This window comes from Peribacillus aracenensis (assembly GCF_025175645.1).
GTDB classification, from domain to species: Bacteria; Bacillota; Bacilli; order Bacillales; family DSM-1321; genus Peribacillus; species Peribacillus aracenensis.
The window spans coordinates 57,057-82,193 of the sequence record NZ_JANZMJ010000015.1 but is presented as its reverse complement, the minus strand read 5'-3'; the positions used below and the strand labels follow the sequence as shown (position 1 = coordinate 82,193).

Annotated in this window: 21 protein-coding genes; 6 read left to right on the top strand and 15 right to left on the bottom strand. The window is 41.4% G+C overall.

Annotated features, from left to right (window positions below):
- The first annotated feature begins 137 nt into the window (after positions 1-137).
- Both N0M92_RS15920 and N0M92_RS15915 read left to right on the top strand, forming a co-directional pair.
- Positions 138-911, top strand: coding sequence for an alpha/beta fold hydrolase (locus tag N0M92_RS15920; protein WP_260286669.1), 774 nt, complete (start codon positions 138-140; stop codon positions 909-911).
- Positions 912-947: 36 nt separating this feature from the next.
- Positions 948-1,571 carry a DUF2238 domain-containing protein gene (locus N0M92_RS15915; RefSeq protein WP_260286668.1) on the top strand — a complete coding sequence of 208 codons (624 nt, stop codon included), beginning with the start codon at positions 948-950 and terminating at the stop codon, positions 1,569-1,571.
- A 639-nt stretch (positions 1,572-2,210) separates the two neighbouring features.
- Here the strand turns inward: N0M92_RS15915 and N0M92_RS15910 are convergent.
- From N0M92_RS15910 to N0M92_RS15875, 9 genes are all read right to left on the bottom strand, one after another.
- Complete coding sequence (locus tag N0M92_RS15910; protein ID WP_260286667.1) at positions 2,211-2,360, bottom strand: FbpB family small basic protein; 150 nt, start codon at positions 2,358-2,360, stop codon at positions 2,211-2,213.
- On the bottom strand, positions 2,353-2,520 hold the full coding sequence (locus N0M92_RS29465; protein ID WP_397443863.1) for a Fur-regulated basic protein FbpA: 168 nt from the start codon (positions 2,518-2,520) through the stop codon (positions 2,353-2,355). The genes N0M92_RS15910 and N0M92_RS29465 overlap by 8 nt, the downstream gene beginning before the upstream one ends.
- Entirely contained in the window at positions 2,441-3,052 is a 612-nt protein-coding gene (locus N0M92_RS15905) for a flavodoxin domain-containing protein (RefSeq protein ID WP_260286666.1), read from the bottom strand. Before N0M92_RS15905 ends, N0M92_RS29465 begins: the two co-directional genes overlap by 80 nt.
- A 195-nt stretch (positions 3,053-3,247) precedes the next feature.
- A complete protein-coding gene (locus N0M92_RS15900; protein ID WP_260286665.1) occupies positions 3,248-3,850 on the bottom strand; it encodes a nitroreductase family protein in 603 nt (200 codons plus the stop codon).
- Positions 3,851-4,131: 281 nt separating this feature from the next.
- The gene (locus N0M92_RS15895; RefSeq protein WP_260286664.1) at positions 4,132-4,782 is read right to left on the bottom strand and encodes a DsbA family oxidoreductase; all 651 of its coding nucleotides are present in this window, start codon (positions 4,780-4,782) and stop codon (positions 4,132-4,134) included.
- A gap of 217 nt (positions 4,783-4,999) precedes the next feature.
- Entirely contained in the window at positions 5,000-8,038 is a 3,039-nt protein-coding gene (locus tag N0M92_RS15890; RefSeq protein ID WP_260286663.1) for an efflux RND transporter permease subunit, read from the bottom strand.
- A 538-nt stretch (positions 8,039-8,576) separates the two neighbouring features.
- Positions 8,577-9,275, bottom strand: a complete 699-nt coding sequence (locus tag N0M92_RS15885; RefSeq protein ID WP_260286662.1) for a polysaccharide deacetylase family protein — start codon at positions 9,273-9,275, stop codon at positions 8,577-8,579.
- An 85-nt stretch (positions 9,276-9,360) separates the two neighbouring features.
- Positions 9,361-9,810 (bottom strand): ASCH domain-containing protein, encoded by a 450-nt coding sequence (locus N0M92_RS15880; RefSeq protein WP_260286661.1) that lies wholly within the window; start codon positions 9,808-9,810, stop codon positions 9,361-9,363.
- A gap of 97 nt (positions 9,811-9,907) precedes the next feature.
- Positions 9,908-11,713 (bottom strand): helix-turn-helix transcriptional regulator, encoded by a 1,806-nt coding sequence (locus N0M92_RS15875; protein ID WP_260286660.1) that lies wholly within the window; start codon positions 11,711-11,713, stop codon positions 9,908-9,910.
- 974 nt (positions 11,714-12,687) lie between these two features.
- On the opposite strand from N0M92_RS15875, the gene N0M92_RS15870 reads away from it, so the two are divergent.
- Positions 12,688-14,694, top strand: a complete 2,007-nt coding sequence (locus tag N0M92_RS15870; RefSeq protein ID WP_260286659.1) for a serine hydrolase — start codon at positions 12,688-12,690, stop codon at positions 14,692-14,694.
- Positions 14,695-14,915: 221 nt separating this feature from the next.
- On the opposite strand, the gene N0M92_RS15865 is transcribed toward N0M92_RS15870, so the two are convergent.
- The 6 genes from N0M92_RS15865 to kdgD form a co-directional block, all read right to left on the bottom strand.
- Positions 14,916-15,380, bottom strand: coding sequence for a VOC family protein (locus N0M92_RS15865; protein WP_260286658.1), 465 nt, complete (start codon positions 15,378-15,380; stop codon positions 14,916-14,918).
- A 57-nt stretch (positions 15,381-15,437) separates the two neighbouring features.
- Positions 15,438-15,761 carry a hypothetical protein gene (locus tag N0M92_RS15860; RefSeq protein ID WP_260286657.1) on the bottom strand — a complete coding sequence of 108 codons (324 nt, stop codon included), beginning with the start codon at positions 15,759-15,761 and terminating at the stop codon, positions 15,438-15,440.
- Positions 15,762-15,874: 113 nt separating this feature from the next.
- Complete coding sequence (locus N0M92_RS15855; RefSeq protein ID WP_260286656.1) at positions 15,875-16,327, bottom strand: GNAT family N-acetyltransferase; 453 nt, start codon at positions 16,325-16,327, stop codon at positions 15,875-15,877.
- Between the two features lie 183 nt (positions 16,328-16,510).
- Complete coding sequence (garD, locus tag N0M92_RS15850) at positions 16,511-18,046, bottom strand: galactarate dehydratase (RefSeq protein WP_260286655.1); 1,536 nt, start codon at positions 18,044-18,046, stop codon at positions 16,511-16,513.
- A 418-nt stretch (positions 18,047-18,464) separates the two neighbouring features.
- Positions 18,465-19,928: an alpha-ketoglutaric semialdehyde dehydrogenase GucD gene (gucD, locus tag N0M92_RS15845; protein ID WP_260286653.1), complete on the bottom strand. Its 1,464-nt coding sequence runs from the start codon at positions 19,926-19,928 to the stop codon at positions 18,465-18,467.
- Positions 19,929-19,942: 14 nt separating this feature from the next.
- On the bottom strand, positions 19,943-20,878 hold the full coding sequence (gene kdgD, locus N0M92_RS15840; protein WP_260286652.1) for a 5-dehydro-4-deoxyglucarate dehydratase: 936 nt from the start codon (positions 20,876-20,878) through the stop codon (positions 19,943-19,945).
- Between the two features lie 318 nt (positions 20,879-21,196).
- Here kdgD and N0M92_RS15835 point away from each other — a divergent pair, with 318 nt between their 5' ends.
- The 3 genes from N0M92_RS15835 (at position 21,197) to N0M92_RS15825 (ending at position 24,810) form a co-directional block, all read left to right on the top strand.
- A complete protein-coding gene (locus N0M92_RS15835; protein WP_260286651.1) occupies positions 21,197-22,558 on the top strand; it encodes an MFS transporter in 1,362 nt (453 codons plus the stop codon).
- A gap of 31 nt (positions 22,559-22,589) precedes the next feature.
- Positions 22,590-23,948, top strand: a complete 1,359-nt coding sequence (gene gudD / locus N0M92_RS15830; protein ID WP_260286650.1) for a glucarate dehydratase — start codon at positions 22,590-22,592, stop codon at positions 23,946-23,948.
- A 160-nt stretch (positions 23,949-24,108) separates the two neighbouring features.
- Positions 24,109-24,810, top strand: a complete 702-nt coding sequence (locus N0M92_RS15825; protein WP_063232459.1) for a FadR/GntR family transcriptional regulator — start codon at positions 24,109-24,111, stop codon at positions 24,808-24,810.
- The last annotated feature ends 327 nt before the right edge of the window (positions 24,811-25,137 follow it).

Sequence of the window (25,137 nt, the reverse complement as noted above, 5' to 3'; positions counted from 1 at the left end):
TATATCTTGTTCAAAAAAACCCAAAAAATTCAAGATGATTGTAACCGAAACTATTAGTTATAAAAATACGTTTTAAAGGGAAAATTCTTTCAGGAGGGATATTATGCAAGTACTCTTCGAATGAGGTGAATATTCATATGCCAATGTTAGATGTGGACGGTATTAGCTTGTATTATTCTGTTAAGGGAAACGGTGTTCCTATTGTTTTTATTCATCCTCCAGTACTGACAAGTGTGAATTTCCAATACCAACTGAAGGAATTATCCGAGGAGTTCAAAGTTATCACTTTTGATATTAGGGGTCACGGAAGAAGTCAGTATTCAAGACTGCCAGTAACTTATCCCCTGATTATAGAAGATATCAAACATCTGTTGGATCATTTGGAAATAAAAAAAGCTATCATATGCGGTTATTCAACCGGAGGCTCGATCGTATTGGAATATTTGCTGACTTGTGGCGATAGGGCTCTAGGAGGCATTGTAATAGGTGGAATGTCAGAAGTGAGGGATAAATATTTAAAGCAAAAGATTTCCTTAGGAATATCCCTTGCAAATAAAGACGCAGTTCCAATCCTAGCGCTTTCCATTTCATGGAGCAATTCAAATACAGGAAAGTTGTTCAACGAAATGTTTAATGACGCCCTGAAGGGAGATGCCCGAAATATCGAGCAGTATTACCATTATAGTTTGCATTATAACTGTACACACCAGCTAGAGAAAATCAACATGCCCATTTTACTGGTCTATGGTAAAAAAGATAAACCATTGCATCATTACGCTTATTTATTACATGAAAAATTGCCATATACGGAATTAAAATTCATTGAACATGCCAATCATCAGGTCCCTACAAAAGCGGCTAATGATTTAAATGAAAGCATTAAGCGTTTTATCCATACACGAACTGTTTGATTCTATCAACTGATAAAATTAATGGAGTGAAAAAAATTGGGAAGAGATAAAAGCATACTGATTCATTTATTATTTCTATTGCTAGTCACTGCCGTTTTTATTTGGTCAGTCATTAAGCCTGAAGGATACTTGATATGGACAATGGAAGTATTTCCTGCCGTTGTGTTTCTGATTTATATACTTGCTACATATAATAAATTCCGCCTCACTACATTATCCTATTTCGTTATTGCCGTTCTTTCAATCACCATGTTCATCGGTGGCCATTATACGTACTCAAAAGTCCCTGCATTTAATTGGCTAAAAGATCATTACGATCTAAACCGGAACCACTATGATCGGTTTGGGCATTTCCTGAAAGGTTTATTTGCGATTGTGATTAGAGAAATATTAATACGTAAAACCCCTCTAACAAAAGGACCGTGGTTATTTGCTGTTACATTAAGTTTTGCGCTTGCCATTGGTGCCTTATATGAAATCATCGAATGGATAACTGCCATTGTTTCAAATGGTGGAAAAGCTTCAAAAGAATTTTTAGGAACACAAGGTGATATTTGGGACGCACAATGGGATATGTCGTTAGCATTAATAGGCTCTATCCTTGTATTGTTCACCTTGTCCAAACTTCATGACAAGCTGTTACGAAAAGTGAAAAATTGAGAAGAAAAAAAGATGAAATATTGGGTCCGACCTTGTAAAGGCTAAAGGATTACAATCAGGATCTTCACGAAGCCCTTTAATATCTTTTACATTAGAATTTGATCGTTAATATGATGCTCCATATGTTCTATGGAAATCAACAGCATTCTCAGACCCAAAAGAAAAAACCGAAATCAACAAAAGATTTCGGTTCCACTATAGACAAACTCGAAGGTAAGTCAGTTTGCCTGAAGTTTTTTATTTAAAAGCGTTTCAGTTGATTTCAGAAATCCGCTCCCTTTCCGCCGACTGTCTGCCAAGCCTCCTCGACGCAAGCGTCTGTGGGGTCTCGCCAAGCCAGTTATTCGGCAGGAGTGTCGCATATTTCTTCAATCCAATAAGGTTTCATTAAACTATGAAAAACTGTATAAATCGTATTTACTTACAGTTTTTTATTTAAAAAACAGACCAGTTGATTGGAGCGGGTGTTCGAGACTCCTGCGGGAAAAGCGCGTCCAAGGGAGCCCCCGCAGGCGCAAAGGCGCCGAGGAGGCTCCCGGACCGCCCGCGGAAAGAGAGTGCCTGTAGTGGAAATCATTTTACAAACCCTAAAAAAACATCCAAACCTTATTTTGTTGACTGAACCAAATTTCTAACCAGTCATGATTGTACTTGCTTACTTCCCTTTTTTTCATTGATGGCTTTTTGATCGATTTTTATATAGATGCGTTCCACTTCCATTTTGTCATGCATTAGAAGTTCGCGGTTTTCCTTTAGCAGTTCAGTATAAGATTTCCTTCTCCTAGACATTTTTTAATCCACCTCTCAAGTGATTGAATTCCTTTTGTAAAACAACGATCGGAAGCTCGTATAGTTGTTTATTATATTTTTTAAAAATCCCTAATTTCAGAAGTTCTTGTATAAGTTCCTCTTTTTTTACTTCTCTCTTTGAACTTAATTGGGTAATCATCAAGGACCCTCCTTAACAAAAATGCTGACTTTCGGTATTTCGGACTGCCTAGCATCCGATCCCACATGCAGAATCTCCACTTCTTCCTATTGCTTCCCCATATAAGGGCATGCTCTGCAAAGTCTTCACATTCACTTAATTGTTCGTATGTATTGCTTTCATGGTGTATTTTCAATACTCGATCATATACATCAAATCCAAATTGCTTCATTTTATCGGAAACGATATCTATCGCGGCGCACGGTTTCGAATGGGTCAAGTCGCCGGCACCAAAGAATGCGACCTTCCCTCCAGCAAAGTCCACCTGGTCAATTTCTTCATAAAACTCGTGTGCTTCATACGGTAAATCTTCAAGACTCCATGTATATAAACCAATAAAGGCCAAATCAAAATCCTTTAAAGCATCAACTTCAACAGTATCCAATCTTTCCATATATACTTCACAGCCGACAGCCTTCATTCTATTCTTTATGTTTATAGCCATTTTCTCGGTATTACCGGATAAACTGACATAACCAATGAATACCTTCATCCATATCACCTTCCTAATTGAGAATTAATTTCATTACACAGTTTACTATAAATGAAAATGATTCTCATTGTCAATTATTTGTTCCCCATATATGTAATGCCGCTGGAACGTTTCTTCAAAAAAAAGAGCACGTTTTACTCTTTAAGAGTAAACGCGCTCTTGGTTAATCTAGTATCCCAACCCTAAATCTTTGAATTAATAAAATTTCACAATATCTTCGAAAGGCAGGAACGTTTTTTCTCCTGGTTGTTCATTCGGCTCACCAAATGGCATTTGAGCTATCAACGACCATTTCCCTGGAAGATCCCAAGTCTTCATCACTTCTTCATCAATGATTGGATTATAATGTTGTAAAGATGCCCCTATACCTTCCGCCGATAAAGTCATCCATATTGCATACTGAAGCATCGCATTTCCTTGATGGGACCAATATGGAAACTGTTCTTTATAGGAGGGTGCTTTTTCTTGCATTTGTTCTATTGTTTCTTGATTTTCAAAGAATAGAATAGTACCCGCTCCATCACGAAATCCTTGTAATCGTTCTGCTGTTGCCGCAAAGCTCTCTTCTGGAACACGGGAACGAAGTGTTTCTTTTACAATATCCCAGAACTTTTCATGCTCGTCATCCATCACTACCACCACTCGTCCACTTTGCATATTAAATGAAGTTGGTGCATGTAAAGCCGTTTTTAATACTTCATTCATCCTTTCTTTCGTAATATTTTCGTTCTTTTTCACCTTACGGATGGAACGGCGATTGATAATGGCTTCTTTTAAATTTGTTGTAGTTGCTGACATTTTGATTCCTCCAAATTATGATGTTTTTAATTTTTTGGCTGTTTTCGCTTACTTTGTTGCTATTTTCCAAGTAAAGCGGAGTGGTTGATTTCCCCTCCAGATGCTCGCTTTCCGCGGGGCGGGCGGTGAGCCTCCTCGGCGTAAACGCCTGTGGGGTCTCACCTGTCCCGCTGCTCCCGCAGGAGTCTCGCACTTGCGCTCCAATCAACCTTAAATCGTTTCGTTTTAAAAACAACAATCTTTACGAAAAGAGCCTATTTTTTTTAATCCCCAGAAGGTTTTTAGCAATTCCCCTTACCATCACATTGCAAGCCCTCAAGTTCATTCCGTTCATTTTTTGCTTCTTCCTTCTCAATGACTTGCGCTAACCTTTCTTTACTGGCTAGTCCTTGAATAACTTCATCACCAATAATAAACGTTGGGACAGCCCTGATATCCGCTTCTTCATAAGCATGTTTCAGTGCATCTTGGTGCAATTCCCGATACTTTCGGGACACTAATGCTTCTCTAAAAGCATCTACAGGAAGTTCAACTTCATCCGCTAATTTTGTCAATACTTCAATATCTTCAATATTTTGTTCCTCTTGAAAAAACGCTGTAAATACTCGGTCGTGGAACTCGTTCCCTTTTCCGTGCTCCTTTGCAAAATGGCACCCTTCGAACGCCAAATGTGTATATGGATGCGGGGAGACACGGGGTAAACGCATATCCACTCCAAGTTTTTTTGCAACAGGGAGAATGTAAGAATCCCATGAATTCAACTTATCGGGTTCCTTCCATGGATCTATTTTGGAATGTGGACTCGGTCGCAATTCAAATGGCATCCATTCCACTTCTACATCCTTTTCCTCCATGATTTCGTCCAAAGGACCTTTACCTAAAAAACAAAATGGACATATAAAATCAGAATACGCTTTAATTTTCACTGTCATTATATATTCCCTCACTTTTCATCATTGGCTAAACTTGTAATCAAACCAGTTACAACACAAACCAAAAAATATATATCATTGCCACTAGCTGTAATCATTTTAGTTACAGGTTGAAAGAAAGTCAACCATTATTTTAAAAAAAATAAAGAACATGCACCATTTTACAGAAAAAAAAAGTTTGTAAAGAAAGCGTTGCTTCTCTACAAACTTTTTATTATTACATTTCGATTTGTTCGTTAACGGGTTCTCTCTTTTTCTTTCTCTGTTTTTTCGATTTTTTATAGTGCAGCAATTCGTATATACATGGAATGACGATAAGTGTGAGCAGTGTAGACACAGCTAGCCCGCCAATGACAACGATCGCTAAACTTTGTGAAACCAAGCTTCCTGTTTCAGCTTTTTTATACAATAGGGGCAGCATGGCACAAATCGTTGCTACAGCCGTCATTATGATCGGACGGAATCTTGTAGCTGTCGCTTCGACGATCGCATCACGGATAATCATTTTTTCTTCGTTTTGTTTGACTCGATCCAGAAGCACAATCGCGTTTGTCACAACAACTCCAATTAACATGAGAGCACCCAGCAGTGCTGTAATATCGACTGGAATTCGGCTGATAACCAATCCTAATACCGCTCCAATGGCAGCGAATGGCAAGGAAAATAGAATGGCGATCGGTGCTTTGATCGATTTAAATGTTATCACCATGATTAAAAAGACAATGCCGATCGATATTAACATCGTAAGGAACAAATCGGAAAAATCATCTGTTTGCTGAGCACTGGCTCCCCCGACTAGAATATCTACATCATTCGGAATATCAAGTCCTTTGTTCTTCTCTTTATCTCCGAATATCTCAAGATTTATTTTGCTTGCAATATCGGAAAGCTTAGTCGGATCTACCGTTGCCTTCAATTGAAGATACGTTTCCCCATCTTTATGGAACTGCGTTGTTGCACTCTCCTCGCTCTTTAAAGAAGCGACCTTTGACACTGGGGCCAGACCGCCATCTGTCATGATCGGAATGCTTTTTAAATCCTCTGGTTTTTTAGGATCTAAGATTGGTTCAAGGACGACAGGTGTCTGCTTATCCTGTAAAGTTATATTTCCGATAGGCGTTTTATTAAGCATGATACCTAATTGTTGACCGATTTGTTCTGTATTGCCTTTAGCCGGATCTACCTTGAATGAATAAATGGTTTTCTTTTCGTCTTGGTTCGTTGTTACTTCTTCAATTCCTTTAATATCCTGTATACTTTCTTTGACCTTATTGGCCGTCAGTTCCAAATCTTCAACATTACTGCCGACCACATCTATCGTAATGTTCGTCTTTGATGCCCCCATCATAAAGGAAGAGGCTTGGGCCGTAAGTTTCGCATCAGGATAGTTTTCTTGTTCCTTTTCCATTTTTTTCAGAATCGTATCTACATTTGCTTTATCCTTTACCAGGATGCCGAAAATCGCTTCCGTCGGTGATGTGACTTCCCCATATTGTGCTGATTCGGCAGAGTTTCCTAATTGCATGAAAATATTATCCACTTCACTCATATCCTGCATCGTTTCTTCTAGTTCAATCGCTTTTTCCTTCACTTTTTCATAGGGCTGATCATTTGGATAAGTTAATGTCACGGAGACATAGTCTGCTGAAGAATTATCAATCGCCCCTTTTGGCATGGCAAAATATGTACCAATGGAACCGACAAACAACAGCATAGCAATAATCAAGACAACCCATTTATGGTTTAGTGACCAAGTAACGAGCTTGGTAAAACGCTTGGCCGGGCGATGTTTTGGCAGCTTCGTCCTTTTCAGCAATCCTGCACTCATTAACGGAACAACCGTTAATGCCACGATTAAAGAAGCCAGTAAAGAATAAGTGACAGTCAAAGCGAAAGGCAGAAGAAACTCTTGAAGCCCTCCATTCAATAAGGCAACCGGAAGGAAAACGGCTACAGTCGTAAGGGTTGAAGCTGTTATCGCCACTCCCACTTCTTTAGTTGCATCCATCACCAATTCAATTGAAATCTTCTCCTGCTGCATTTTCCGGAAAATATTTTCAATAACAACAATACTATCGTCCACCAAGCGCCCGATCGCTACAGCGACACCGCCCAGCGTCAAAATGTTCAGCGTCACTCCCGACAATGACAGCAAAAATAACGTAAAGCCAAGAGATAGCGGTATGGATACGATTGTAATGAATGTAGATCGTACATTCCGTAAAAAGACCATGATCACTATCGTGGCGAATAGCGCTCCCAGCAGAACTTCTTTTACCATTGTCTGAACGGAAGTCTCCACCATATCAGCTGTAGATAAATAAATGGTCGATTTCTGGTCGCTATACTTTTCATTAATTTCTTTCGCTACTTTTTCAACCTCTTTACTGATTGTGACAGCATTTGATTGACTGTCCTTGATAATGCTTAAATCAATGCTTTCCTTTCCATTAAAACGACTGATGAGGTTGCCATCCTTCGCTTCTTCAACTTTTGCTATCTCTCCAAGTGTGACATTCGGGGTGACCTTTAACGCTTTTAATTTTCCAATACTTGTTAAATCCCCAATAACCTTGATGTTACTTGCCTTCCCATCAATCACTTTTTCGCCTACGGCCAAAGCTGCATTCTGACCGTTAAGGACGTTCATGACATCTTGAATGGAGACTTTCTTTTTAGCCAATTCTTCATTATCCACCTTGACTGAAAGAACGGATTGGGAAACTCCAAATGTCTGAACATCCGAAACCCCTTTAATATCTTTATACAGAGGCTCTAATTCTTTCTTGGTAAAGTCTATATTTTCAGCTGTTAATCCATCCTTAAAAGTAACGGAAACAAATGAAATGGGAATCATAGATGTATTTAACTGTGTAACAGTAGGCTTTGCCATGCTTTGTGGTAAAGCTACACTGCCTAAAGCCTCTTGAACATCAAGTTTTGCTTGTTTCATATCCGATCCGGCTTCAAAGAATAGATCTACTTTTGAAAACCCATCTCCCGTTGTGGAGTATATTGAACTCTTTCCCTTAACTCCAGTGACCGCTCTTTCAATCGGATCTGTAGCTTGTGCTTCCATCGTTTTCGAATCGGTGCCCTGCCCCATTGTGATAATCGTAACTTGTGGATTATCAGCAGATGGTAAAAATTCCATCGGCAGTTTAAAATAACTGACAACTCCTATCAACAAAATAAATATGGTTACCAATGAAACGGCAGCCTTGTTCTTAAACGACCACTTTGTAAAAAACTCCACGTACTAATCACCCCTGAATAAAATTTAAAAGAAAATAATTCCATTTAAAATCTTACCATATATTACTAGTATTTGAGCGTTAATTTTTTATTGATTTTTATTTTTTTTTATGTCTCTCTATGTGAAGAGCTTTTTTCCACATAAAAAAGGCTGCCGCAGCAGCCTTCAATTGTACAAGCCTATTTATATCCTTTGAAAAAAAGCATAACGATAGCCAAAACCATTACCCCAATAAACAATAACGGGCCGATGCCCGAGCTATACACGAAGTATACTTTGATGTGGCGAAAAAGGAGCACGACAAGAAATAGGAATAACAGGAAACACAAAATGATGATCAGAGCGGTATTTTTATTCCGGTACAAGTAACCAGCCCCATTTTAAAATAGCTTTTTCATGCGATTGCATGCCATACAACGAATTCCGTTAAGAAACAATATGCAGACCACGTTTTGTACTATTCTGTACTATATCAAATAAAAAAGGGCTGCCGCAGCAACCCTTTTCTTCGAAAATCGTACATTCGGTATAAATGGGACTACATTTCCTGAAGTTCATTGACCGTTACAAACGTATACCCTTCGTTCGTTAACTCCTGCAAGATCCCTTCAATCGCTTGAAGTTCTTTACCCGTATCATCATACATCGGATGCATCAGGATGATCGAACCTGGTTTTATATGTTCCTTCACATACTTCACTTTGTCAGAAGCGGTAGTGTAATAGCTATCTGGTTCCAGATTCCAGGTAACGGTCTCTCTATCATTTTCATTTAAATAATAAGGCAGACCTATGATTTTTTTCCCGTTTGGCGGCCGGACGTCAATTTCACCCTTATATCCGGAGTCCTGAATTAATTTATCCGTTTTCTCGATTTCCGCCTTGATAAAAGAAGGCGATTTAAAAACCATTCGCTTGTGGGAATACGTGTGATTCCCAATCTGATGTCCTGCTTCCGCTATTTTTCCAGCTTCCTCTGGGTATTTTTCGATTTCGTTACCAATCAGGAAGAAAGTAGCTTTTACATCGTATTTAGCCAATAACGGAAGGATCTGATTCACATTCTTCGATGGGCCATCATCAAATGTCAAAGCGACCACTTTTTCATTCGTCTCGACATTATCCGTTAATCCTCCGAATACCTGATATGTTCTCGAATTCATTAATTTATACGTACCAAGCAATAGCAGGAAAACAACCACGATTCCCAATCCAATGAATGTCAGTTTCTTTTTCATGCAAATACCTATCTTTCTATAAGTTTTTAATCCAATGACCTATTATAGCAAATCACTGAACGAAAACACTTATTGTTCACTTCCGTCACTTTACATGTATCAATTCAAAGCGCTCACACACAAGCAGCATATCTTCTTTAAAGGTGTGCCCGATCTTGTCCAATTGTTCTTTCAGCCATTTTTCATGAGCCTCCCACCAGTATGTATAGGTTCGATCTCCTTCCCCTTCTGCAATCGCAAACTCTTCACTCACTTCATTCATGGGCAATACTTCGACTTTCACTGTTTGGATGATGGCTAACGGCTCATCCTCACTGTTTAAAATAATGCTGTAGTCACCTACGGATGGTAATGGTTCATTTTCCTCTTCATAAAAAACATACCCAGAGCACGTAGCCGTTTTCATCCCATCCATCACTAATTGGGCCAACTGATCGGGATCAGCCCCGAATTGCCATGCACTGACTGCCTGGGGTTTTTCTTCATCTTTCCCCTGCCAAAATTCATTCCAATATAATTCCGCTTTGACATTCATTCTATGATTCTCCATTCTGTTTTGACATTTCCTGCTTACTTAAAGGTTGTACCGCTACTTTTAAGAGAAATTCAGAAATGATCATGTTCAAAGTTAATCATTCCAGAAGTCCTAGCTCCCCTGCTTTTTGAACGGCTTCTTCTCGATTGCGCACTTCCAGCTTCGCATAAACGTTTGAGGCATAGTTCCTAACCGTTCCATCGGACAAATATAATTTCGAAGCAATTGTTTTATAACGAAATCCTTTGGAAACCATCTTTAATATCTCAATTTCACGTGGTGTTAAACCATAATGGTCCATATCATTTATGGGATTATCCTCTGAATGCTCATGAATGTGCTGCTTTTCTACCTCTTCGAAAAGTTTATTCGAAATGTCTTGGTCAATCATGGTACAGCCCCTATAAATAAGGCGTATCGTTTCAGCTAATTCACTTGGATCCATGGACTTCAACAGATAACCATCCGCTCCGCTCCGCAGTGCTTCCATCGCTTTTTCTGTTTCCTGAAAAGAAGTTAAAATAAGTATGCGAATGTCAGGCCATCTCTGCTTAATTAACTTCATTGCCGTGATACCATCCATGTTCGGCATGTTAATATCCATCAGCATCATTTGTGGCTTTACCCGCTCACAAATCTCCATCGCTTGTTCTCCGTCTCCAGCCAAACCAACAATTGAAAGGTCTCTATTTTTCTCCAAGATAGTTCGCAGGCTCTCACGAATAAAGGGCTGGTCATCAACGATTAGCAATCGAATGACTTCACCTGGCGATTCCATCTGTCTTGGCAATGTGCAGGTTACAATCGTTCCTTCTTCACTCTTGGAATAGACATTTATTTGTCCTTGAAGATTGGAAGCCCTCTTTTTTATCGCTGTCAAACCGAAACCTTCCTCTAGGTTATCTACATCACGACCGTTGTCTTGCACTTCCAATCGAGTCTGCCTCGGTTCAAATTGAAGCACGACCCTCATTTCCGTAGATCCTCCATGCCGCACTGCATTGGTTAATGATTCCTGCAAGCATCTATAAAATGTCATGTGGACTTGCCGTGGTATGGGATAAACTTCTCCGAGAATCCTATAATGAACATTCACTCCTGCATTTGTTTGAAATTCATCAATGAGCTGCCGCAGTGCTTCGTGCAGTGGAAGCAATTCTGTTGTTGACTCCATTTGATGCAAGTATCCGCGGATATCATCCATGTTTTTACGTGTCAGATCCAACAATAACTCAAGTTTTTTTTCCCCTTCAGCATTTGAGCAGTAAGTACGCAACGATTCTAACCCCATGATGATTGACACATTAGAATGCCCTATCGTATCGTGAAGTTCCTTTGCCATCCTGTTTCGTTCTTCTAAAAGAGTTATCCGTTCAATCTGGGACATATACTGTTCCAAAACTATATTCTGTTCACGAATAACTTTATTTTGCTTATGATTGACAATTAGTAAATGAAATGAAAATCCAAAACCATAGGCCAATCCTATGTGAATGATCGGCAACCAGGGAATGACTTGATGAGATAGTATAAGGATTAAAATTGGAATGACAAGGACTGTCATCGGACCTGACCAACGATATGAATTTTGGAAACCATTTGCAGCGATCATAAAGGCAGGCATCAAGAATCCGAGATATGCCTCAGGAAACCAATAACTTAAGTAGAGGATGATTCCTCCAAATAAAATCATTTCGGTAATTAAATAATAGTTATAGTTATATAACAGACAGAGCCAAGGAACAGAAAATGCGATGATTCCCCAAACAATATTGCTCCATAAAGGCAAAGGTAATTGTTCATGAACTTCTATTATCGCGAAAATTAATGAGATACAGACTATTAAGCGAATGAATAATAAGAACCAGTCATACCAAAACCATTGTTTTACCACATAAAACATGTAAAATCACCCCCCATTTCATGTTGGGTTAAAATCAATCTTTGGATCGCTTTAACCATATGTCGCGTATAATCCCCGATAAAGAGAGCCTATCGGTTTCCAGTCCACGAGCCAATGAATCCAAGTACCGCTCCCAAAACCATCATATCGATTTGACTTTGCCCATGAATCGATAGGTTTCCTGATTATCGTATTTTCATGAAAAAGGAGAACATCGGAGTAACCATACACAAGATAGGAACAATATAACATAAAACGGTACCGATTAGATTTAAATTTCCGACACCAAATTTCATCATTAACCAAAAGACCGCTCTCCAATTACGGCGATCAAGAAGTTCCTCTTGAGCCTGTTTCCATAGTGGGCCCTCCATTCTTTTTTTCTTTTCATATGATTTAATCGAGATATCTCTATAAATCTTCGTTTGGATACGTTCTTACTATACTGGACGAAATACGACAGTTCGCATCATATAGGCAAGCAATGGGATACCCATTAAAGTAAATGAAAGGCTAAAACAAAAAAACAGGTTAATCACAAAAAAAAAGTAATAAAAGCTTGTAAGAAACGAAAGAATGCAAGTCACGTGATTCGTCTGTTCATGTTCTCTACACCCCTTTAATTACTACCACATTCTAATTCGCCTAATATCAGATTCACTAGTGTCATAATGTCATATGACAATTCAACATGCCTTGGAGTATCTGGCTCATGACAAAAATCCCCGCTGGAACCGTGTCAAATTTTGCTTAGTTGCTTTTACTAAGGGAGGTTAACAACTTTGGATAAAAGCGTGACAAAAAGTAACTTGTGTATATGACATGCGGTTTGCGATACTCGGTTAGATTCATTCATGATGCGCTTTAAGTTCAATCGACTGTGGATGAAGAGCATCTGAAACTGAACGCCTGCGGTCAATCAGGAATGAGGATGGCTAAAGGCAATTAAATTGATTAAATAGGGGAGAAAAAACATGAAAACGAAAACACGTAATTTAGGGCTTGCCTGTCTATTATTATCTGCCACCACTTTTACTGCTTGCAATGCAATTAACAATGTCCCAACCGTATCAGTGGAATCTCAGAAACCAGCAAAAAAGATAAGCACGAGCGGCCCCCAAGATACTAAAGAAGTAGAATCGTTCATGAATTCGGTGCTTGCGGATAAAATGGAGAAATTCAATGTGAATGGCTCTAATTTTGTAGTGGTCAAGGATGGGAAAGTCCTGTTAAATAAAGGCTATGGTTATGCTGATAAGGATAAGAAAATATCTGTCGATAAAGATACCGTCTTTCAAATCGCTTCCGTTTCAAAAACCTTTACAGGCTTGGCAGCCATGCAGCTTGTTGATAAAGGTGCGATTGATCTGAACCATGATATTCAAGAATATTTAGACGGCTTGAAAGTACCCAATAAAACAGGAACTCCACTAACCATGTTTAATTTGCTTACCTATACGAGCGGTGTGGATCTGCCTGATATTACTACGTATACCTCACCTGACTACATAACCCAGGAAATTCCAATGAAGGAGTTTCTTAAAGAGCATATGCCGACTGTAGTTCGAACACCTGGGGAATCGTATACCTATGATAATTTTGCATTTTTATTGGCTGGCTATGCGATAGAGAACGTAAGCGGCCTTAGATTCGATAAATATATGGAAAAGAATATATTCAAGCCATTAGGCATGAGTTCGACGAGTTCCCGTTTCACTCCTGAACTACTGGATAGAATGGCCGTTCACTATGATGAAAAAGGCACGCCACATCAAGCTTCCGGTCATGCACCGACAGATGGGCCACAGGGTAGCATTCTTTCTACGGGAGATGATATGGCTAAGTATTTAATCATGTTTCAGCAGCAAGGTAAATTTAAAGGGAAGGAAATTGTCAGTGAAAAATCGTTAGAGCAAATGCAATCCTATCAGGTGTATGCAGATAAGACACTCCCCATGACAACGGTCGGAGGATTCGAAGGACCCTTCAACGATTTAATGAATGGTCACCATGTCATTCTAAAAGGCGGAAGCATGCCTGGACATCAATCGTTAATTGTATTATTGCCGAAGAGCAATACCGCCTTTTACATGTCGTATAACAATGATTCCATGATGAGTTTAGAGGTATTTGAAGAGTTTATGGATCACTATTTCCCAGAGGAAAAGACTCCCGAGAAATCAACTTACATGCCCTTAAGCAGTAAAGAAGCTGATAAATATGTCGGATTATACCAGAACACCCGCTTACATTTCCTGAAGTCCAGGTTTACCTATAAGAACGGAAGCTTGATTATGGAGTCAGGGAACTCAGGCAAGCACAACTTGAAGATGGTTCATCCTCTGCTGTTTGAAGATGAAGCTGGAAATAAATTAGCGTTCAAGAAAGATCATCAGAATCGGATTAAATACTTCTATTACACAAATCCAAAAAGTATGGATATGTGGTCCGATGCACAAAAAATGCATACAAAGAAACCTTTCTCAGATGTACCCCATGACAGTTTGTATAAGTCACACATTGAAAATCTGTACGCATTCGACATACTCAAGACTCAACCAGACAACCGCTTCCATCCGGAAGGTACCATGACACAGGGAGAGTTTGCAGATTTACTTCTTCGTGCACATGGATGGTTTGGTTTTCCAGATAATATTGAGGACAATCAAGCGAAAGTGGTTTCCGGCATTCCTAATTTTAACCGCAATACTCTCGTTACAAGACAAACAGCAGCAGTAATGATTCAAAATCTGAAGCAAATCCAACCCGCTCCAAAGGTAAAAATAACCGGAAAAACCGATATGTGGGCGATCGAAGCTATCCAGGCGCTTGTATCACAAGGAATTGTTGATCCCGAAATTAAGCCCAAGTCAGATGGGTCTATAGATTTCCGTTCAAAGCAACCTTTACTTCGTCAAGAAGCTAGTGCATTGCTAGATAAGGCATTTGGTTACTATACCCTGCCCCTCAAAATCAAGTAACCTAATGAACCCACAGAAATGCTGCAAGCACCAAGTCATGAATTGACTCTCAAAAAGTAATCTACCAAAAGCCATGAATATCAAATAGGTAAGCATGGCTTTTGATTCACCTTAACAATAACAAGAAATACATTTAGCTCTCACAACAGTCAAGCACATATAGTAATTCGCATAAAAGCAAATTATGCTTCAACACTCAATTCATCTGTCATTCGCCTTTTTTACTTCTGTCTTTCATTTATACCTGTCCATTCACTTAAATACATACGATTCTTGATTTTTTGGGGATTCTCCATTTTACTAATAAACTCCAAACTGTTTCCGTCTGGATCATTAAAGTGAATTTTAGCGTGGGCATATTCCCCGTGAGGCATCACGAAAGGTTCAATTGGTTTAAATCCAAAAGCCTCTCTTGGCGCATAGCCCCTATCTTCAAGCCATGCGACTGAGCTCTTTAGATCTTCCAATGATACTTGAAAAGCGATATGCCGCAGGGAGGGATGATACTCAACCTCCACTTTTTCCGTTTCCCAAAGCCCCAACCAACTTTTGTCCTTTTCTATCCATAGAAAAGCCAGGTTGTCTTCAACCTTATGATCTAACTGTAAACCAAGCCCCTCATAGAATTCGATGGAACGTTTCAAATCACGAACCGGTAAATGTGCTTCATATAAACCTCTTATCATTGAAAAACCACCTTTTGTCAGTTCTATCTCCCAAGAAGCTTCCCTGGTTCAATCCCTTTATCCTATTGTTCTACGGGGCAATTCTATTTCCCCAGTTATCAACAAGGTGATGATGATCACCCAAAATATAAAGAATGACGAGGAAAAAACCAAGGAAATGATCGGGATCACTTTTTTCTCGGTTTTCTTCAAAATCCCTATGACAGAGAGGGCGATGCCGGCAATCGTAAGGAGAAAAGTTATATAATCACCCGTCATGCTCCCGATATTTGCCATTCTAATAGGTGTAATAAAAACAGTAAAAAAACAAATGATTCCAATGATGAATGAAGTAAAACTGATTACACCGTACCTCTTCTGAATACATGCTTCGTTTTCCATCGAGCACACCCTTTCATCAGATCCTGCGCATCTATTAATATCTCACAAATAATTTTAACATATAATACCAGACAAATTGTTGTGCACAGAAAAAGGGGTCAAAAGACGGTGAATTAAAGCTTCATTTTCATGCCTTCATGAGTGGCTTTGAATCCTAAACGTTCATAAAATCGCAGCGTTTCTTCCCGCTTTTTATCGGTCGTCAGCTGAATGATATGGCAGCCCCGCTTCCTGGCACGGTCAATCGCATATTGAATCAACTTGCTTCCAATGCCTTTCCCTCGTTCTGAAGATGCCGTCCGAACCCCTTCGATCGTTGCTCTCCAACCGCCTTGATGGGTAATATATGGAGTGAACGTGATTTGCTGCACCCCAACGATCTCCTTACCAAGACATGCTACGATCAATTCATTATTCTCATCTGCATCAATGGATGCAAATGCTTTTAGATAGCTTTCAGGAAGGGGATTTTCATAGCGTTCCCTTTCCCTCCCCAACACATCATCCGCTAGCATCCGTACAATTTCACTTAAGTCTTTTACTGTCGCATTCCTGAATGTTACCATGGTATCCCTCCTGTACTGTATTGCCCTTTTTTCGTCATGCTGGAAAACCGATCGTTCATTAATAACTTCAACTAAAAGTTAGGCGGTCCTCTTTTCTGGAGGAAAAATAATGACAGCTTTAAAAATTGGACCAACAAAAAAGGACCCCTTTTAAAAGGAAGTCCTTCTTAAGTAACATCATTATTAGGTAATTGGCGCAGGATTGAACAGGGCCAAATCATTATGCAGGCCCCAATGCTCTGCCCAGGTTTTCTTTTTACCGCTGGCCACTTCCAATATGAGGTGAAACATTTCCCACCCGACATCCTCTATGGTTGCTTCACCTGTAGCGATAGTTCCTGCATTTATATCAATCAGATCTTTCCATTGCTCGTTCAATGTATTTCGTGTAGATACTTTGATGACGGAAGCCATTGCCAGGTTATAAGGTGTGCCTCTTCCGGTTGTAAAAACTTGAAGGTGCATGCCGGAAGCGAGCTGCAGCGTTCCGCAAACGAAGTCACTAGCTGGTGTAGCTGCAAAAATCAGCCCTTTTTCCGTTGCTTTTTCACCTGGGGCCAGTACGCCTGAAATGGGGCTGCCTCCGGATTTGGCAATGGAGCCTAATGATTTTTCCACTACATTGGCCAATCCGCCTTTTTTGTTTCCTGGAGACGGATTGGCACTTCGATCGGCATCACCTAAAGCCAGGTAGTTATCATACCAATCCATTTCCTTTATTAACGCTCTCCCCACTTCTTCATTCACTGCACGGGGCGTCAATAGATGAATCGCATCCCGTACTTCTGTGACTTCAGAAAATAGAACGGTTGCCCCTGCCCTAACTAACAGATCTGCAGCATATCCCACTGCAGGGTTAGCTGTCACACCAGAAAATGCATCACTTCCTCCACACTGCGTGCCGATGACTAATTCAGAAACCGGAAACGTCTCCCGCTGCCTGCGGTTCAACTTGATTAAACGTTCCTCGGCCATTTCGATAATGGATTGGACCATTCCCGCAAATCCCTGCTGATCCTGAAGTGAAATGATATCTGAATCGTCCCCGCTTGGATTTATTCTCATTGGTGACAGTTTTTCACACCCCAATCCAACTACCAAGGCTTCCCCGCCGAAATTCGGGTGTTTCGCAAGGTTCTGTATCGTGCGAATGGGAATGACCGCTTCCGGTGCATTGATTGCGACTCCGCACCCATAGTTGTGATTTATGGCGACAACATCATCAACATTGGGATACTTCGGGAGAAGCTCTTTTTTTATCCGGTTCACGACGAAATCCAGCACGCCCACTACACATTGAACGCTTGTTGTAATGCCTAATATATTCTTGGTTCCAACACTGCCATCTTCATTGCGGAATCCTTGAAATGTATATCCTTCAAGCGGGGGTAAAGCTTCGGGTATATCATTTGCTACCGGCAATTCCTTTAAATCCGGAGAAGCCGGAAGCATCACCAATGACTCGTCAATCCAACATCCCTTACTGATTGATTCAGCCGCATGGCCGATAACTTCCCCATAGCGGATGATGGCTTCATTCTCGACTATATCCATTAAAGCCACTTTGTGGCCTTGTGGTACTCTTTCTTTCAATTCAAGCCCACAAGGGAAAACGGTTCCTTGATCCAGGCCCCCCGTATTAACCACGATGGCGACATTGTCCAGCCTATTTACCTTAATATAAAGCGGTACCTCCGTCAGTTGCGTTTTCGTATCCACTTTACCAACCCTTTCAATATAATAAAGCTAGCATACTTGTCTGTATGGATATAAATTTTATGCTATTGGAAATCTTCATTTTTCAAAAGTTCGTTTTCTTTTAATTTGGCTGTTTCCGCATACTTTGTTGCTATTTAACAAGTAATGCGGTGTGGTTGATTTCCCCTCCAGATGCTCGCTTTCCACGGGGCGGGCGGTGAGCCTCCTCGGCGTAAACGCCTGTGGGGTCTCACCTGACCCGCTGCTCCCGCACGAGTCTCGCACTTCCACTCCAATCAACCTTAAATAGTCTCGTTTTAAAAACAACAATCTTAACGAAAAGAGCCTTTAATTTTTATCTATCAATACGATTCTTTCAGGTTTATTTACTATGAAAATGTAGGATAGAGCTCCTATGAACAATCGCATTCACGTTATATTATTTTACAAACACCGTTTTAATGGATGTAAAAAACTCTTTTGCTGCTTCTCCTTGTTCCCTGGAGTGGGAACTGGAGTTTTTCATGCCGCCAAATGGCGCCTGCAATTCAACGCCTGCGCTCTCAGCGTTGATCCTGATCAACCCGGCTTCCATATCGTTAACAAATGAAAGCAAGTGTTGGATATTGGCTGTAAAAATCGAAGCACTAAGGCCGTATTCGACGCTGTTCGCAAGTTGCAGGGCTTCTTCAACTGAATCGGCTTTCAATAAAGCAATCACCGGACCAAAAATTTCTTCCTGTACAATGGTCATATCTGACGTACAGTTATCAAAAATCGTCGGCTCTACATAAAAGCCATTAGCCTGAGTGCCTTCTTCAGCACGCTTTCCGCCAGTTAGAAGTGCAGCGCCTTCCTCGACTCCCTTTTCGATATAAGAAAGAACCGTATTTAATTGATTTTCGCTAGCGCATGGTCCCATCCATGTCCCGCTGTCCAATCCATCCCCGATGGAAATGCCTTTCGTTTCTTTCACCAGCAGCTGCTTGAACTCTTCATAAACTTCAGCTGCAACGATGACACGGCTTGTCGCGGTACATTTTTGCCCCGTCGAGCGAAACGCGCCGGTAATGACTGCTTCTACAGCCAGATTTAGATCCGCATCCGCTGCAACGATGACCGGGTTTTTCCCGCCCATTTCAAGCTGGTATTTCGCTCCGCGTGCTAGCGCCGCTTGTCCAATCCTTTTTCCAACGCCGTTTGAGCCGGTAAAGGTAATGCCGTTTATATCTTTGTGATCGGCGATGCCCTGCCCGATGACACTGCCCGGCCCTGTGACCATATTGATAACACCCGCCGGTAAACCGGCTTCTTCAAAACACTCCATGATCTTCGCACAGGTGATGGCCGTCTCGGTGGCTGGCTTCACCACAATCGTATTCCCATAAACGAGAGCAGGAGCCATCTTCCAGATCGGGATGGCGATTGGGAAATTCCAAGGTGTAATGACGCCCACTACACCAAGCGGGACACGTGTCGTGAACATAAGCGCTGAACTGTCGGTGGATGGAATGACATCCCCCACTTTACGCATTCCTTCTCCTGCATAGTATTTCAGGATCGCAATACCGCGTGCCGTTTCTCCTTTTGTTTCCGCAAAGGTCTTACCCATTTCCCGTGTTGCACATTCTGCGATTTCATCAATCCGCTTTTCAAGAATATGCGCTACTTTATATAGATACTCCCCGCGCTCTGAACCAGCTAGTTTGCGCCATTTGTCTTTCGCCTTTTTCGCCGCTTCCACTGCCAGGTTCAAATCTTCCTTGGCAGATTTCTGTACATATCCGACAATTGCCTGATTATCTGCCGGGTTTAAACTTTTTTCAACCTCATTTGAAATGGAAGCAACCCATTCACCGTTAATATAGTTAAGATACGTTTTTGTTTGAACTGTAGTTATCATCTAAAATCCCGCCCTTATTGGATTGATTGAATTGGTGTTTCTTTTGGAAAACGATCTAAAGCATTCTCTAATATCGTTTGCATTTCTGCATAATGTTCTTTTTCCACCGGAAGAATTGGTAATCTGACTGTTTGCCCAACTGGCATTCCCATAATCTCCATACCTGCTTTAATGAGAGAAACGGCATACCCTTTTCGCTGACGGCGAATATTGTTGATTGGCATGATGACCTGTTGGTAAATTTCTTTGACCGTTTCTTGATTTCCGCTCAAAATGCCATTATAGAATTTTCGTGAGATGTGCGGGATGTAATTGGATATCGCGGATGAGTAAGAGTCAAAGCCGAGCGGAACGTAGGCCGACATGGTAACTTCCGCAAGCGGCATTCCGTTCAGCCAGCCGAAACGCTTTCCGAAGGTATGTGTAAGAAGTCCATTCAACTCCATATTGCCTAGACCGTCTTTGACGCCGACCACCTGCGGGACCTCCGCAAGCGCTTCCAAAGTTGAAATTGAAAGTGAAACATTATCACGCTGATATACGATGGAATTCAAGTCTGTACTCTCTGCGATCGCTTTGAAATAAGCCGCCAGACCTGCTTGTTCTCCAGTAACAAGATATGGAGGTAATATTAAATATCCGTCTGCCCCTCTATCCGCAGATATTCTGGCAAGTTCCAGGGAAGTTTGAATATTCCCGCCTACCCCTGTGTATACAGGGACTTTTCCAGCCGTGACGGATACGGCCACCTCAACCATCGCTTCATATTCCTCTTTACTTAACGATGGATATTCCGCTGCTGCACATGCTACGAAAATAGCCTCGAGTCCCTCATCTAGTAAAAATTGGATATTTCGGGCGAGTGCATTTTCATCAAGCTTGTTACTCGTTGTAAATGGTGCCACGGGAAATCCGAGGATCCCTTTAGGTGCCTTGCGAATTTTATTCATCTTGTATTCCTCCTTGTGTATTATTGTTTTATTGTAAGACAAATGCACCTTTTGGTCAATTGTATTTTTTTTATTTTCTGAAAAATCAGCCCACCACCTCATCCCACAATAATTTTGCTTCTAATATATACAAAAAAAGCACGATAATTAAGGAGCTAAAATGAAAAAAGATTTATAAAAAAAGCGATTGACAAACAATTTTATTTGTCTTACCATTGGACAAAACTAAATAGTAAGAATTTTTACGAAGGGAGACGCGGCCAACATTGTAAGCGGTAACAACTAAAAAATATTAAATACGTTTAAGGAAGTGAGTATATGAATGCTGAAGAAAAAGTCTTTCAAGCATCTCCTAAACTGCCGAATGCCCAGAAAAAAACACGGACACGATGGTTCATTGTCTTCATGCTATTTTTGGTTACAGCCCTGAATTATGCGGATCGTGCGACGCTATCAATCGCAGGTACGGACATGTCTGGTCAGCTTGGTCTCGATTCAGTGATGATGGGCTATGTTTTCTCCGCTTTTGCATGGTCTTACGTAGCTGGACAAATTCCGGGTGGATGGCTTTTGGACCGTTTTGGCTCAAAAAAAGTTTACTTTTGGAGTATCACGCTATGGTCTACCTTTACGCTTTTACAAGGGTTTATCGGATTTTTCGGTTCTGCCGGAACGGCTGTCATGGTATTGTTCGGACTGCGTTTTTTAGTTGGATTGGCAGAGGCTCCTTCTTTCCCGGCCAACAGCCGCATCGTTGCTACCTGGTTCCCAAGCCATGAACGCGGAACCGCGGCTGCCACTTTCAATTCAGCCCAGTATTTTGCAACCGTTCTCTTTGCACCGATCATGGGTTACATTACGTATAAATTTGGTTGGGAATACGTCTTCTTCTTTATGGGCGCATTAGGAATCATCGTCGCTTTCTTCTGGCTGAAAACGATATATGGCCCAAAGGAACATCCGCGCATCAACAAAGCTGAGCTTGAATATATCGAAGCAGGCGGCGCTTTGATCAATATGGATCAAACCACTACAAATAAGGAAGAAAAGAAAGGCGTCAACTGGAATAATATTAAGCAGCTTTTATCAAACCGTATGCTGTTAGGTGTTTATCTCGGACAATATTGCATCACGACATTAACGTACTTTTTCCTGACATGGTTTCCTGTGTACCTTGTACAAGAAAGAGGGATGACCATTCTTGAAGTTGGACTCGTCGCTTCCCTTCCAGCCATTTGTGGGTTTTTTGGCGGCATTCTCGGAGGGACATTCTCGGATTTCTTGTTACGGAAGGGATTCTCATTGACTGTCTCCCGAAAAGTGCCAATTGTTGTTGGGATGGTTCTATCGATGAGCTTGGTAGCTGCAAACTATGTAGATACGGAATGGGTGGTTATATTCGTTATGGCCCTGGCGTTTTTCGGTAAAGGATTTGGGGCACTCGGCTGGGCGGTAGTGGCCGATACCTCACCAAAGGAAATGTCCGGTGTCAGTGGCGGGCTTTTCAACACATTCGGTAACATAGCAGGGATTACAACGCCTATTATCATCGGATACATCATTGCCACGACAGGATCATTTAATGGGGCGCTAGTCTTCGTATGTGCCAATGCCCTTGTCGCAGTCTGCAGCTATTTATTCCTTGTTGGTGAAATCAAACGTGTAGAGTTAAAATCATAGTCAGCTAAATATTCTGGTAGGGGGAAGAATCATGAACAATCAAATGCTTAAGGATCATGTAAAAATCGGCACACCGGTAATTTCAGAAATGAGCGTTATTCCAGTTGCTGGCCATGACGGCATGCTGCTGAATTTGAGTGGTGCCCATGCTCCTTATTTCACCCGGAACATTGTCATTCTGAAGGACAATGCGGGTAATACAGGTGTAGGTGAAGTTCCTGGAGGCGAAAAAATCCGCCAGACGCTCGAAGATGCCAAACAATTGGTTGTCGGCCAGTCCATTGGGACATACAACAACATTCTGAATACCATCCGTAAGCAGTTCGCGGACCGGGATGCGGGAGGCCGCGGCCTTCAGACGTTCGATCTCCGTATAGCCATCCATGCCGTAACAGCATTGGAAGCTGCACTTCTGGATTTAGTCGGCCAATATTTAGGTGTTCCAGTTGCAGCCCTTCTCGGCGAAGGACAGCAGCGTGATAAGGTGGAAATGCTGGGCTACTTATTTTATGTAGGTGACCGCAATAAAACGGATCTTGGTTATTTAAGCGAGCCTGAAGCGGAAGATGATTGGATTCGCCTCCGTCATGAGGAAGCGCTCACACCTGAATCGATTGTCCGCTTGGCCGAAGCCGCCCACTCTCGCTATGGATTCAATGATTTTAAACTGAAAGGCGGAGTTTTGCGCGGGGAAGAAGAAATCGAAGCGGTGACGGCTCTTGCGGAACGCTTCCCTGAAGCCAGGATCACCCTTGACCCAAATGGCGGCTGGCTGCTTAAGGATGCGATTGAACTTTGCCGGGATCAACATCATGTTTTAGCCTATGCAGAGGATCCATGCGGAGCGGAAAATGGTTTTTCCGCCCGGGAAATCATGACGGAATTCAGGCGCGCAACGGGCCTTCCGACCGCTACTAATATGATTGCAACGGACTGGAGGCAAATGGGGCACTCCATTCAACTTCAATCCGTGGACATCCCTCTTGCCGATCCGCATTTTTGGACGATGCAAGGCTCCGTCCGTGTCGCTCAAATGTGCAACGACTGGGGATTGACATGGGGATCACACTCGAATAATCACTTTGACATTTCGCTTGCCATGTTTACACACGTTGCTGCAGCCGCACCAGGAAAGATCACTGCGATCGATACCCACTGGATTTGGCAGGATGGGCAGCGTTTGACGAAAGAACCTTTTAAAATAGTCGGCGGTATGGTCGATGTCCCTTCCAAGCCCGGACTTGGAATTGAAGTGGATATGGAACAAATCGAGAAGGCACATCAGCTTTATAAACAAAAAGGACTTGGTGCCCGTGATGATTCAATGGCGATGCAATACCTGATTTCCGGATGGGAGTTCAATCCAAAATCACCTTGCCTTGTCAGATGATTTTTTCCAACAATGCATGCGTCTCTCTCTTTAGAGCGGCGCATTTTACTTTTTTTGGGTATAGATCTTCTCTTCCTCACATGCAAATAAGTGTATTATATTATATAATTAGTCTTACAGTATGAATACATATAGGATTTAACAGAAAAGGGGTTACACAATGGAAGAATCGTCAAAGAAATTAGGCGTACAATCGGTACATCGCAACACTCTTTCACAACAAGTCGTGGATCAAATCGTGCATCTGCTCGTCAGCGGACAAATGAAAGCGGGTGACAAACTGCCCCCTGAAATGGAACTTATGAAAGAACTTGAAGTAAGCCGGCCTGTTTTACGGGAGGCACTCAGTGCACTTGATACACTAGGAGTCATTACACGGAAAACGCGTGAAGGAACCTTTTTTAACGATAAAATCGGTACACATCCATTCTCTGTCATGCTGGCGCTGGCTACGGATAATTTACCAGCGATCATCGAAGCGCGAATGGCATTGGAGTTGGGACTGGTAACAATGGCTGCCGAGAAGATCACAGACGAACAACTGGAGAAACTGCAAGTTACGATTGACACGATTGCCAATAGTGAAGACAACGATTATGGAGAGGCCGATAAAGAATTCCACAAGATCATTGCTTTAAGTGCGAACAATCCCATTATTGAAGGCATGATCGATTCCTTATTGATTACCCATAATAAAATAAATAGCCTGATACAATTCAGGGAACGGGAACTGACTGTAAAGTATCATAAAGCCATCTATGCGGCACTTGCAGCACATGATCCACATGAAGCATTCAGTCAAATGTACAAGCACCTTGATTACGTCCGTCAGAAAGTCCTTCAATATTCTCACGCAAATTAATGGATCGTTTGTGTGGAAGATGAAGTAATCGCAGCAAACTAATGGATCACTCTAATGATCCAATTTCATAGGGAAAGTGGATTTTTTCAGGGAACCTATTTTGCTTCCAAGATTTCAGAGTTCAACTTATCTTTTAAATCCAATTGATAGCATCATTCTTATTGAGAAAAAACTGGATAGTAGTTGAACTATCCAGCCCCCACTTATCCACTTTCGATTGAAATGAAAATGTTCCCCGATGAAGGCGAAACCTCCCGATCCCCATCCAAGTCTCCACTCAAAAAAAATGCATCCCTGCTTACTAGCAGGAATGCATGAATCAGTCCC